Origin of the sequence: Wolbachia endosymbiont (group A) of Lasioglossum morio (assembly GCF_947250585.1) — a bacterium.
Lineage (GTDB): Bacteria > Pseudomonadota > Alphaproteobacteria > Rickettsiales > Anaplasmataceae > Wolbachia > Wolbachia pipientis.
This window is the reverse complement of the sequence record NZ_OX366327.1, coordinates 548,225-560,795: the sequence shown is the minus strand read 5'-3', so window position 1 is coordinate 560,795 and position 12,571 is coordinate 548,225. Positions and strand designations below refer to the sequence as shown.

Below are 12,571 nucleotides of genomic sequence, written 5' to 3'. Positions count from 1 at the left end.
AAACTTTCTCTCCACTTTTTCTGGGTAAGGTCAGTCAAACCTCCATTTTTTTTATATCAATTTATTACTTTTTTTTCGGTTTGACACACTTTTTTGAACATTCCCAACGAAAAAAGAAAAACAAGGTTTAATTTTCTTTTTTATTTGCGATTTATCTATTAATTAACCGTGAAAGGTTACGTGTAATGCTTCTTCACATAATTATCAATAATTGCCTTAAATTCTTCAGAGACATTATCACCTTGTAAAGTTTTGAAATATTTGCCGTTTTTGTAGACTGCTGAAACAGGTTTTTCTCCATATCCAGGTAAGCTGATTCCCAAATTTGCGTGTTTGCTTTCTCCAGGACCATTTACTATGCATCCCATAACAGCAATGTTCATATGCTCTACACCTGGATTTTTTTTCTTCCACATCGGCATATGAGTTTTTATATAGCCATTCACCTCTTCAGTTAATATACGAAAACGATCGCTACTCGTGCGCCCACAACCAGGACATGAATTAACCTGAGGGTTAAAGTGTCGCAAGCCTATAGACTGCAATATTTCCTGACACACCACCACTTCATTAGTACGCGATTCACCAGGACGTTGAGTCAAAGAAGCCCGTATTGTATCTCCAATGCCATTTTGCAATAAATAAGTAAGCCCTGCTGCGGTATTTACCACACCTTTATTGCCCATACCAGCCTCAGTTAAACCCAAATGCAGCGCATAATTGGAAGATTTTGCAAGTGCCATATAAACTAAAATTAAATCTTGTACTTTGCTAACTTTACATGAAATGATTATTTTGTTTGAATTTAGACCAATTTCTTCAGCTTTTTTTGCACTATCAAGAGCAGACATTACAAGTGCTTTGCGCAGTATAACATCAGAAGGCCTTGAATTACTAAGCGAAGAGTTTTCATCCATCAATTTTTGCAAAAGGTATTTATCAAGACTACCCCAATTTACCCCAATTCTAACCGGAAGATCGTGCATTATTGCATACTCTATAACCCTTTCAAACTTCTCATCACGTTTGTTGCCAAAACCTATATTGCCTGGGTTTATCCTAATTTTACCCAGCATTTTGATGTTGTCTGGATAATCTTGAACTAATTTATCTAGCTCATACTGACCACAGCCTACCAATATTTTACCGTCAAAACCTTCTTTATTTATCTCTTCTACTATATAAGGTATTGCTCTTGCTACCTCCTCTGAGTTCAAGGCAATTCGCACCAATTCTGAACCTGTACGCGCTAGTTCTGTTATCTCTTTTGCATAATGTTTTGCGCTACTTTTTATATTATCAGAATCTATATGCACACCAAGCGCCATAGATTGTACAACTACAGGATTATTTCCACCTATCTTTACTTTTCCAACTTCTACAACATGAGTTTTGTGCCTGGAAATCGGCAATAATTCATATGCATCATCATTCAATATCAGGTCTTTATCTAGCATATTATTAATGGCCAATATTGTGATACTATTTTACTGTGTCAGCTACACTGCCAAATGAACTTGAACCATTCAAACTATAAGCATCTACGTTATCCAAATTAGCAATAGAATCATGTGAGCATGTTCTTCTTGATGGAGTTTTTTTTATAGTGATATTCATAGGAGAAACTTTTTTTTCTCGTGTTGAAGTAACTTTCTTCTCTTCTTGTTGTTCACTTTCATGCTGCTTATTTTCATACTGGAAAACTGGCTCTTGATCTATAAATACAGCACCCCTTAAACGTGCGATATTAATACCATGCTGATTTATCATAGTGCTCTCTTCATCGTCGACTATGCAAGCTTCCATGTCATTTGGCTCATTATCAAGACTAGCAATTTTTTTCTCTTTTAATTTTTTGATTAGATCTTCTTTATTTATAGCTCGATCTTGTGACTTTTTTTTCTTGAGCAATTCCCTACGCTTTTCATATAGCTTATATGACTCAGCAAAATCCTCATCTGTATGAAAGCTTGCACCACCAGGGTTACCAGGAGGTATGTATCTCTTACTGAGCTTAGATTTAGCTTCAGCACTATGCACAGTAAAAAAGCTAGAAACCAAAAACATTAATATAAACAAAACTTTAGAAAAAATCCTAAGCATATGGTGCTATAGTAAATATCGTGTTTTAAAAGATAGCAATTAACAAACTTTAAGTAAACCAGAATCTTTACTAACTTTACAATACAAATATTTTTCTAAAAAGTGATATGTTTACTATCAAAAAATCTACATAGGCTAAGAGAAGAGGAAGGTGTTATACAACTTAGTTTGGAGTGTATAAGCTATTCTGTTGCACTTGAGTATCAACTTTATCATTAAGTTTTGTGTCTGGCGTATCTTTAGACAAGTTCTTTTCTTTCTCCCTTTCACACTTAACTCCCTGATAGATACAGAATGCAACAAAACTAGTTATCGCTATTACGGCAACAGCAGTGGCTATGGTACAAATTAGTAGTGTTTTTTCTTGATCTGCTACTGCCTCTGCAAGTGTTTCCACTTTTTCTTGTAGGCCGTTTAAGTGCTCTTGCATAGCTTGAAACTGCTCAGTACCAATCTTGTCTTCTAATGCACTAAAAACTTTTTCAAACTGCTCAGCATCTATCTTTTGAGCTTCTTGCCATTCTTTTAATGCACTAAATACCTCTTCAAACTGTTTAGCATCTATCTTTTGAGCTTCTTGCCATTCTTTTAATGCACCAAAAACTTTTTCAAACTGCTCAGCATCGATTTTTTGACTTTCTTGCAATTCTGTTACACCTAACCAATTGCACAAAATTCCTTTTACCATTTTAACCCCCTAGTTAATTAATATATTATAATTTTACATTCCCAATGTTTAAATTATTATTAAATTAACTGTCATTATGTATTGACTTTTTAATAATTTTGTTTGACTTGCTTTTTGAAAGTGCGAAAACTTAAATTAAGGTACTTACGAAATACATGAAGAAAAATGCTTATTGTATTTTTATAACCATTCACACTTAATTCTGCAATTCTTTGATCTCACTCATGGAGAGGCCAGTAAACTTAACAATAGTGTTGACATCAACATTATTAGCTAGCATTGCTTTTACGACTTCAATTTTTCCTTTCCGTACACCTTTCTCTTCAGCAAGATCAAGTCTGTATTCAAGGATAGCTTCTTCTTTCTGTAGATCCATCACTCTTTCTTCATAAGCTAGGAGATCTTTTTCACTCCAGTGAAACTTGTCTAATTCATCGTATGCTAGCTTTATTATTGGTGATTCCTCTGCAATTTTCTTTAGATCTTCATCTGTCGTTTCTTCTGCATGCTTAAAAAAGAAGCACCACCTTTCTATTGTGCTTTCTAGTTCCTCCACTCTGCTTTTTGAAAATTTAGGTAATTCTATAAAGACAAATTGAAAATCTTTTAAGTAATGGCCGTTGGTTTTTATATTACGTATATTGTGAGTAGAAATATACTCAACCTCTTCAGGGAATAGCATACCATTGGAAATAGCAATGAAGAAAACCTTCTTTAAATTAATGTAATTTTTATCAGCCTGCCTTGAGTAAGCCTTAGCAGCATAGAGTTGTGCGCGCTTTTCAAAGCCCTTGTCGCGAGCGAGCTGCATCTCAATTATATATCTTGACCCACTAGAATCCCTGCAAAGAACATCAACTATACTTTGTCTATCAGAGGCAATTTCAGGGTCCATAATGGTGCTTAAGAATTCTACTTCTTGTATAGTATTGACTTCAGTACATCCTAAAATATCATTTAAAAAATGGATAAGAATATTCTTATTTTTTTCAGTACCAAAGATTTTCTTAAATGTTAAATCTAACTTTGGATCGAGAAATTTAGAAAGAGCCATGGCAAGAATGCTTGAAAATATTAATAATTATACACTATTATTAACAATTATTCAATTATATTTTTAAGGAAGACAACTTTTAACTTTGTAAAAGATAGCCAAGAAAGTTGCATTTGCAGCAAATTTTAAGATACCCATCTATGGCCTAACTTAACGCGCATGAACGTTCTCAGAAGCCCTGTTATTCTACTAATATCTCTCTCTTCCCTGAGTAATTTGGAGCGCTGACAACACCTTCTTTTTCCATTCTTTCAACAATATTTGCAGCTCTGTTATAGCCTATTCTAAGTTGTCGCTGAATGTAACTGGTTGAAACTTTTTGATCTCTTTGAATGATGGCCACTGCTTGATTGTAGAGGTCGTTTTCTTCATCCTCTGTTTCACCTTCTGATTCCACAGAAGAATTTTCATCTTCTTTGGTAATTTCCTCCATATAATTTGGCTCACCTTGCATTTTCAGATGATCAACTATATCTTGCACCTCATCATCGCTCACAAATGGGCCGTGAATTCGAATAATCTTACCACCAGAGGCCATATAAAGCATATCACCCATACCAAGCAATTGTTCAGCCCCTTGTTCGCCGAGTATTGTGCGACTATCTATCTTAGAAGTAACAGCAAAACTGATTCTCGTTGGAAAGTTCGCCTTTATCACACCTGTGATCACATCCACAGATGGGCGTTGTGTTGCCATTATGATGTGTATTCCTGCAGCACGAGCCATCTGAGCTAAGCGTTGAATAGAGCACTCTATTTCTTTGCCGGCAACAAGCATCAAATCTGCCATTTCATCCACGATCACTACAATATACGGAAATATTTCCATCTTGATTGGTATTTTTTCAAACAAAGGCTTACCTGTTGTTGAGTTAAAGCCAATCTGTACAACGCGCTCCAATTCTATTCCACTATTCATCGCTTCTGTGATTCTTTGGTTATAGTTTATTACATTGCGTACATTCAAATACGACATCATGCGATAGCGATTTTCCATCTCTTTTACTATCCACTTAAGAGCGACTACAGCCTTTTTTGGCTCTGTTACCACTGGCGTTATTAGATGCGGTATTGCATCATATATTGAAAGCTCAAGCATTTTTGGGTCGATCATTATCATCTTACATTCATCAGGACTTAATCGATAAACGAGTGAAAGAATCATAGTGTTAATCGCAACTGATTTACCAGACCCTGTGGTTCCAGCAACGAGCAAGTGGGGCATTTTAGTTAGATCTGCAATAACTGGTTTTCCACTTATTTCTTTGCCAAGCGCAATTGGGAGATTTAAGTTTGCATTTTGGTATTCTGGGGATTCAAGCAAATCACGCAGCATTACAATTTCCCGTTCCTTGTTCGGCAACTCTATTCCCATAGCATTTTGCCCACGAATTATTGAAATACGTGCAGAGAGTGCACTCATCGAACGTGCAATGTCATCTGCAAGGCCAATTACTCTTGCAGATTTCGTGCCAGCTTGTGGTTCAAGTTTGTACAAAGTCACAACCGGCCCATAGCATACACTGATAATTTTTCCTTGCACGCCAAAATCACTCAGGACTTGTTCCAGCAGAGATAAATTTTTATTGCTCTCCATTTCATTTAGCTGTTTTCTCTGCAAAGACTCTTCTGCTTTAGAAAGTAAATGGATACTTGGAAACTTAAACTCACTTAAAACCTCCTCGGTAGCTTTTTTCTGTCTTTCTTTTGGTTGTTGTTTAGTAGTGATTTTAGTTCTATGTTTTTCTTCTACTACTAATGGTGCAATTGAATACTCAGTAGTTTTATGTGATCTGAAGAATGGAACATTTACAAATAAGCAAGCTATTTTTTTACATAAGAAGAATAGAGAGTAAATTGTTCTCTTCCAACCAACAGATCCTACAAGACCTATTGATGTTACTATCACAAATATATAAAACGGGCAGTTATTAATTAGTGCATTCCCTATTATTCCACTGTGTCTGTACCTTGCAGTGATGCCTAGCGAAAGTTGTGGTAGTATAGCACATATCCCTAAATTGATTAATATTAAATAGAGAATTTTTAGCAGCCTTTTTGATGGCCTGAAGATCAACAAGTAAACTATGGTTGTAGCTATTGTAACACTAGTTAATCCAAGAAATTGAACCAATATATCAGCTAAATATGAACTTACTATTCCACCTAAATTTGTCACTTCCTCATTTGTAGCTGTGTTTAAGGAAGGATCTTTATAGTTGTAGCTAAAAACTGATATATATATATATATTAAGAGTGATAGATATACTGCTGCTTTTAGATATCTTTTTAGCATCTACTTAAAAGTAGTAATTCATTGTATATTGTACAAAGCGAATTGCTATTAGCAATATCATTATAGATAAATCTAATCCGTTGAACGGTGGTATGTATCTTCTGATAATTTTTAGTGGTGGATATGTCAATTGGTTCAAGATGTGCATTATGCTGCTGACAGTTTCATTATATATGTTCACCATATTAAGTTTAATCAGCCAGTTTAGGATAACCCAACATATTAGAATGAAGCTATAAAGATCAAGTAACGTATTGAGTAGATATATGATTGGATGCATACATATCTATTACACGAAAGTTATATAAAAGACAAGTATTTAGCCTTTTCAAACTCAAAATGTTGTTTTTGCTGAACCAAAAAAAAACTTCATTTTTTGAGCTGCGCAAAGCCACCTAAAGTAGAGAATGGACAAGGAAGGAGGGGTGTATAATATATATTAATGTTGATATTTATTTCTTATAAATATCATCTCTATGTCCTATCTCTGTGATAGTTACTATATGATCTAATTGATTTACTCTGTAAATTACACGATAGTCACCAATTCTTAGCCTTCTACATCCTTTTAAGTTATGATGTAGTGGTTCACCAAAATTTATTGGGTCAACTGTAAGACGTTCTTTTATAGCCTTTTGAACTCTTAGCCTTATTATCTTTGGAAGGTTTGGTAAATCTTTTTCAACAACACTCTTTAGAGACTTAACCTTGTAACGCTCTAATCCCACTTAATATCTTCAAAATCAACTGTTTCTGCACCTTCAACATCACGCTCATCAGAAATTTTAGATACTAAAAAATCCTCCATTTCAAGCTCAACTGCTTCTCTAAATAGTTTTCCTGCTAATTCTTGAACGGGCTGTTTAGTAAATTCAGATAATTCAGCAAGATGCTTTAAAGTTTCTTCGCTAAGAGCTATGTTAATGCCTGAATTTGCCATATGTTTTACCAAAGTCCACTAATAATTATACAACATTTTTTTTAATTTTTCAATAAAGAAAGGAGTGGTGTATAAAAATATATTTAATGTTTCAGTAGGTCCAATATTGCCTGCTTGTAAATATTGTCCCTGTGTCCTATTGAAACAATAATTACTATACGTTTTACAGTATTTACACGGTAGACAATACGATAATCATCAGCAACTTTTATTCTTCTATGTTCCTTTAATCTCTTGCGTAGCAACACACCGTTACCAATAGGATCAGTCTCAAGATACTCTTTTATTGCATCTTTAATACTTGGCTTTACATCTTCCGGCAAGGAAGGCAAATTTCTTTTAAGAACATGCTTTAGATATTTAATGGTGTATTGCTTATTTCCAGATGTCTTCACTATCCTCTACTTCTTCTGCATCATCAGAATTTAACTCCCTAATAATTTTGGAAAATGCAATATCTTCCGCTTCAAGTTCGATTGCTTCCTTGACTAGCTTTTCTGTTAATTTTTGAACAGACTGCTTGGTGGCTCTAGCTAGTTCAACAAGATGCTGCGAAGTTTCTGGGTTGAAAGTTACACTAACTTTTGAATTTACCATAAGTTTTACCAAAGTCTACTACTATAGCTATTTTACAACATTTTTTTTAATTTTTCAATAAAGGAAGGAAGGAAGGAAGGAGGGCTGTATAAAAATATATTTAATGTTTATCAAGTAGCCTTCTCATAAATGGTGTCTCTATGTCCTGCTGTAGCAACAAATACCTTATGTTTTGCAATATTTACAGTATAAATAATTCGATAATCACTAACCCTTATTCTTCTATACCCTTTTAGCCTGCCACGTAATGGTTTACCAAATTTAATTGGATCAGTTGTAAGCCGCTCGTTTATCGCTTTTGTAATCCTTGATCTTATTGTTTTTGGAAGATTTAGAAAATCTCTTTCAGTAAAGTTTTTTGAGTAGACAATATCGTATTTCAGTTTATGTCCTCTCCCTTTCAGATAGTACTGTATTCCAGTCTACATCCTCACATTCCTTAATAGTTTTATATAACGCAATATCTTCTACTTCGCACTCGATTCCTTCGATGACTAACCTTTTTGCTAGTTCTTGAACGGATTCCTTGGTGATTTCAGCTAACTTAGTAAGGTTATGTGAAGTTTTTGGGTCAAAAGTTATACTAATTCCTGAATCTGTCATATGTTTTACCAAAGTCTACTAATAATTATACAACATTTTTCTGAATTTTTCAATAAAGGAAGTTGATGATATGTAAGAAAAATTTTGCCACCTGCGTTAATAAATAATTAAAGATTTAGCATATTTATCTACCCTCTATTCTATTACTTAAGTTAGACCACTTTTTTCTATTAATATTTTTTGTTTATAAAGATGAGCAGTTACTCATCACGCAGTTGATCTATGGATATAATACTACCGTTTGATAGTTTTTCAGTACATTTTTCACTTTTGTATTCTTTATCAGAGTCGACACTGATTTTGTCAAATATTAAAACATCTCCTGAAATTTTATCACGAAACTCACTAATAGCAAAAAACGGTATAGTAATTCGCTCTTGTTTTCCTTGAAAACTCAAACTGACGCTAAATTTATCCTCAGAAACTTTTAAATCATAGAATTGATGCTGTAATATAATAAGCATTTGAGTAGGGTATGACTTTTTCAAACGATCTGGCATGGTCACACCATTAAAATATGTGAAAAATAATATTTCTAAGTGAGGGATAAAACCATTACCTGATATAACATCTAAAGTCTTTTTGATAACTTGAAACTTAGCAGAATTAAGCAGTTTTTTGTAATCTGTTTGCTCCATATAACTTTCACATACGTAAATTTTGGGGGAACTTCTGTTACCCGGCGTTCCCTAAACCGTGCTTTAGTAATAAACCGGTTGTGCTAAATTAAGCAGCAACACGATATTCTTCAGCAGCAAAATTATCGTTTGCATTTAAATTATGAACTCTTAGCGGTGGTGTCTAACCGAGCAAAGCTACCATCTTTACTATGCATGTCGATCCTTAATCGCCCCCGTATAATTAAAAAACATGGTGGAGGCGCCGAGTACTGCCCTCGGGTCCAATACACCTATTACAAGGTAATTTTATTGCTATAGTACACAAAATGTACATAGCTATTATATAGCAACATTAAATAAATGTCAAGATATTATGACCTTAAGTTGATTTATTGCTAAAACAAAATTAATATTTCCAGTAAAAAATTCTGTGCTCTTAACCTGACACATATGGCTTTTTGAATACTCCCAATGAAAATATTTATAAATAAATATTTACTCTTCTTTTTTATTGTTTTTAGGTTTTTCTTGATCAACCATTTCTCCACCGATCTCTTTTATTTTTAGTATCAACGACTCTGGTACATACATGTCAATTACTTCTTCTGCTGTCACAAATAAAGCCTGATAAGAGTGTGAATTTATTATCCAATTAGGCAATATGTCTTCTGCTTCTATTTTATACTCTCCCTCTTTTTTGTCATATACTGTGTAGCAATATAAGTGCACAGCAAAAAATAATACATAAGAGAGCAATATTCCTTTAAGCACTCCGAGAAAGATTCCAGTAACTCTATCGATAAACCCCAACCTTATGGGTAATAATATGTACATTAGCCAGTTATTTATTATCATGAATATAAGATTAAGTATAATAAATACAGAGATTGTAGAAAGTATGTTTAGTGTAACTTTAGAATCAAAATATTTACTATAATTTGGAGTGAAAAAATCATAGTGATTAGCTGTCAGAAAGACCGATAAAAATAGAAACATTAGTGCGCATAGCTCTTTTATAAAGCCTCTAGTTACCGAGATTATTACGCATAGAACAACAATGAAGATAATTAGGCTATCGAAAAGCATGTTTTATATCTATATGGTTTTCAAGATATAATAGTTGTAAATAACAAGGTTGTAAAATTAATTGTATTTATGCTGCATCAATTGATCTAAATACCTAGCGATCATGTCAATTTCTAAATTCAAATAATCATTTACTTTGTTGTACTGAAAAGTTGTATTTTCCCATGTATAGGGAGTGATATTTACTGTAAATTCCTGATTAATAACTGAATTCACTGTGAGGGAAACCCCATCTAGTGTAACGGAGCTTTTTTTTGCAACAAATTTAATTAATTCTTGTGGGCACGATAGTTTGATTTCATGAGAATCTAAATTTTGATTAATTGTTAAAAATTTTACTATCCCATCAACATGACCCTGAACCAGGTGGCCATCGATCTTATCGCTTAATCTCATTGCTTGTTCGAGATTTATTTTTTTTCCTATTCTCCACGTATTTAAGTTAGCAACCTTCATAGTTTCTTGAGATGCTTGGACTGTAAATATATCGCTCATTATATCAACAACAGTTAAACACACACCAGAGCAAGCTATTGAATCTCCTTTATTTATAGAGGATAAATTTTGTGTCTTGATATGGAAAATTTGATCAGAGTTGGAGTGAGTGGTAGTATCAGTTATAGTCCCGATATCCGTGATAATTCCTTTAAACATATGGTGAAAATAAATAATTTTACCATGAAAAATTTTTTACAACAACTTATTTCTATTTTGTTATAGTTAAAGTAATTCTGGTTTACCGACAATTTAAAAAACGACAAATTCGTCATCCCGCTACGTGTTAGCGGGATCTAGAGATACCGTGACGGTATGACGTAGGAAAACTGAGCCTGCACTAGCTATAGGCGCGAGAAAGGGGATCGTTTTCACTTACTTGCTTAATAGATTCTATAGAATATTCAGAATATATAAAGCGAGCTAAATTCAAAATACACAGCGCGATTAATATTGGCAACCCTATGTTCAATGCTAACCCAATACTTTCCCTTTTTTCTGGTGGCACTAATCCTTTTAACATTGACACTTTTCCTAATGGAAAATGCCATAAGCAAAGTGTTGATGCAGATGCTAATATTATAAATAGACAAAAATAAGCCTTTTTTGAGGAAAATACAGTTTTTAACGGTGATTTGAGTGTAATGTTAGTAGGTGGTAGAGTTTTAGCTTCATTTGTTGCTGGTGAAAGATCTTTAATTGGTAAAGGGTTTGTAGATTTATGAGGAGTATTTTCATGTTGTGGAGAAGGTTGTTGTATATAAACACCTGAAACTAATTTAAGCAATTGCTCTTTTTTTCTATATACTTGTTTTTGTAAATATTCTTTACCTAAAAGTGAGTTACTAAGAGGTTGTGGCCTTTCGAGTATCTGTAATACTTCTGATATTTCGCCTGGCTCTAATATTGCATGTAATTGTTTATCTTGAAAGTAAACAATATTGAATACTGAGCTGAAAATATTGCAAAATGTTTCTGGATCTTGATTTTTGTATCCACTCATCACTTCAATAAATATTTTATCGAGTTTTTTCCCCCTGTGCTCAATTTGGTTATCTATCATAGCTACTCTAGCATCATTTTGTGCTTGTTTTATGGCTAATGGTTTTTCTTTCTCTGATAGTTCTTTGGTCTGCTTTTTTGACTTCTTTTTTCTGTTAGCCTTAAAATACTCTGTGTGCGAAGTAGTTTGACCTACATTCTGTTCTGCTTCTTGAGGTATTGGATTTTCTATACTACCCCCTGTCATCCGAGTAGCTTGACTACTTGGATCCATGTTTCTTTTTTCCTGGTCAAGCGCTGGAATGACACCAAATAGTATATTGTTGCTCTGTATAGAAAATTTTGGCAATTGTTGGGAAAAGAATTGTGACGTATTAAAAAGATTGGGCAGACAGAAAAAAGATCTAAACCAGAAAACGTTTTCATGCATTACAGCAACTGCTATCGAAGCGCGTGTAACTTGTTTTCCATTATTTGTTACATCGAAGCCAAATGAGCCTGTAACTGGTACGATTTGTCTATTTTGTGCATTTTTTTGGTTAGCTTCACTCTGTTCTTTTTTGTCTTCATTTTCAGTTTTTTCTGCATGTTGTAGCTTTTCATTTAGAAATAACTCGATTTGGTGCAAGTTGTCCAGGTTAATGTTTTCAACGTCTGTTTGTAGCGTTATCGTTGTGCCCTGCAGAAGGATTTGAGGCGGAGCATTATTTACGAATTCTTTTACAGTTTTATAACTGTTAGTTTTACAGTAGTTATTATATAGTTCACTGCTTTCTTTGGGCACTTTTATGTTTGCTGTAAAATTTTTTTCCCGGGAAAGGCAGATTTTGAAAAAATTAATTAAAGAGTTTATTCGAAATAACCTTATATTAAAGGTGTCTTTATCTGTTGCTGTTAGCTCAAATGAAAATTCTTGTATATTACTTTCAATACTTCTCGAGCGAATAGTACTGATCTTAATTGTTTCGCTAGAAAATGCTTTACTTATGTTTCTGGATTTTTCCTTAAAGAGCTTAGGTAAATCCTCTATTTTATACTTATTCTTAGTTTCAGTATTACTGTTGTGCATAGTTGATACAGCAAATTC

The 12,571-nt window shown here is 33.7% G+C and carries 16 protein-coding genes and 1 other RNA gene; all 17 read right to left on the bottom strand.

Going from position 1 to position 12,571, the window contains the following annotated elements:
• Positions 1–176: 176 nt before the first annotated feature.
• Entirely contained in the window at positions 177–1,457 is a 1,281-nt protein-coding gene (ispG, locus tag OOK89_RS02785) for a flavodoxin-dependent (E)-4-hydroxy-3-methylbut-2-enyl-diphosphate synthase (RefSeq protein WP_264719260.1), read from the bottom strand.
• 25 nt (positions 1,458–1,482) lie between these two features.
• Positions 1,483–2,103, bottom strand: a complete 621-nt coding sequence (locus tag OOK89_RS02780; RefSeq protein WP_264719259.1) for a TRP75-related protein — start codon at positions 2,101–2,103, stop codon at positions 1,483–1,485.
• A 163-nt stretch (positions 2,104–2,266) separates the two neighbouring features.
• The gene (locus tag OOK89_RS02775; RefSeq protein WP_264719258.1) at positions 2,267–2,791 is read right to left on the bottom strand and encodes a hypothetical protein; all 525 of its coding nucleotides are present in this window, start codon (positions 2,789–2,791) and stop codon (positions 2,267–2,269) included.
• Positions 2,792–2,987: 196 nt separating this feature from the next.
• The gene (locus OOK89_RS02770) at positions 2,988–3,845 is read right to left on the bottom strand and encodes an Rpn family recombination-promoting nuclease/putative transposase (protein ID WP_264719257.1); all 858 of its coding nucleotides are present in this window, start codon (positions 3,843–3,845) and stop codon (positions 2,988–2,990) included.
• A 181-nt stretch (positions 3,846–4,026) separates the two neighbouring features.
• Positions 4,027–6,141 carry an FtsK/SpoIIIE family DNA translocase gene (locus tag OOK89_RS02765; RefSeq protein WP_264719256.1) on the bottom strand — a complete coding sequence of 705 codons (2,115 nt, stop codon included), beginning with the start codon at positions 6,139–6,141 and terminating at the stop codon, positions 4,027–4,029.
• Between the two features lie 4 nt (positions 6,142–6,145).
• Complete coding sequence (locus tag OOK89_RS02760) at positions 6,146–6,421, bottom strand: YggT family protein (RefSeq protein WP_264719255.1); 276 nt, start codon at positions 6,419–6,421, stop codon at positions 6,146–6,148.
• Positions 6,422–6,593: 172 nt separating this feature from the next.
• The gene (locus tag OOK89_RS02755) at positions 6,594–6,869 is read right to left on the bottom strand and encodes a type II toxin-antitoxin system RelE family toxin (protein ID WP_264719254.1); all 276 of its coding nucleotides are present in this window, start codon (positions 6,867–6,869) and stop codon (positions 6,594–6,596) included.
• Entirely contained in the window at positions 6,860–7,081 is a 222-nt protein-coding gene (locus OOK89_RS02750; protein ID WP_006279415.1) for a hypothetical protein, read from the bottom strand. The genes OOK89_RS02755 and OOK89_RS02750 overlap by 10 nt, the downstream gene beginning before the upstream one ends.
• A gap of 83 nt (positions 7,082–7,164) precedes the next feature.
• Positions 7,165–7,476 (bottom strand): type II toxin-antitoxin system RelE family toxin, encoded by a 312-nt coding sequence (locus OOK89_RS02745; protein WP_010962380.1) that lies wholly within the window; start codon positions 7,474–7,476, stop codon positions 7,165–7,167.
• Positions 7,457–7,678, bottom strand: a complete 222-nt coding sequence (locus tag OOK89_RS02740; RefSeq protein WP_095742622.1) for a hypothetical protein — start codon at positions 7,676–7,678, stop codon at positions 7,457–7,459. Before OOK89_RS02740 ends, OOK89_RS02745 begins: the two co-directional genes overlap by 20 nt.
• 110 nt (positions 7,679–7,788) lie before the next feature.
• Positions 7,789–7,995, bottom strand: coding sequence for a type II toxin-antitoxin system RelE family toxin (locus tag OOK89_RS02735; protein WP_231115925.1), 207 nt, complete (start codon positions 7,993–7,995; stop codon positions 7,789–7,791).
• A 67-nt stretch (positions 7,996–8,062) separates the two neighbouring features.
• Positions 8,063–8,281 carry a hypothetical protein gene (locus tag OOK89_RS02730; protein ID WP_006279413.1) on the bottom strand — a complete coding sequence of 73 codons (219 nt, stop codon included), beginning with the start codon at positions 8,279–8,281 and terminating at the stop codon, positions 8,063–8,065.
• 200 nt (positions 8,282–8,481) lie between these two features.
• On the bottom strand, positions 8,482–8,919 hold the full coding sequence (locus OOK89_RS02725) for a ClpXP protease specificity-enhancing factor SspB (RefSeq protein WP_264719253.1): 438 nt from the start codon (positions 8,917–8,919) through the stop codon (positions 8,482–8,484).
• A gap of 23 nt (positions 8,920–8,942) precedes the next feature.
• Positions 8,943–9,272: a transfer-messenger RNA gene (gene ssrA / locus OOK89_RS02720) on the bottom strand.
• A 124-nt stretch (positions 9,273–9,396) separates the two neighbouring features.
• Positions 9,397–9,987 (bottom strand): CvpA family protein, encoded by a 591-nt coding sequence (locus tag OOK89_RS02715; protein WP_015588828.1) that lies wholly within the window; start codon positions 9,985–9,987, stop codon positions 9,397–9,399.
• A 57-nt stretch (positions 9,988–10,044) separates the two neighbouring features.
• On the bottom strand, positions 10,045–10,641 hold the full coding sequence (locus tag OOK89_RS02710; protein WP_151808045.1) for a riboflavin synthase: 597 nt from the start codon (positions 10,639–10,641) through the stop codon (positions 10,045–10,047).
• Positions 10,642–10,822: 181 nt separating this feature from the next.
• Positions 10,823–12,553, bottom strand: coding sequence for a hypothetical protein (locus tag OOK89_RS02705; RefSeq protein WP_006280251.1), 1,731 nt, complete (start codon positions 12,551–12,553; stop codon positions 10,823–10,825).
• Positions 12,554–12,571: the final 18 nt, after the last annotated feature.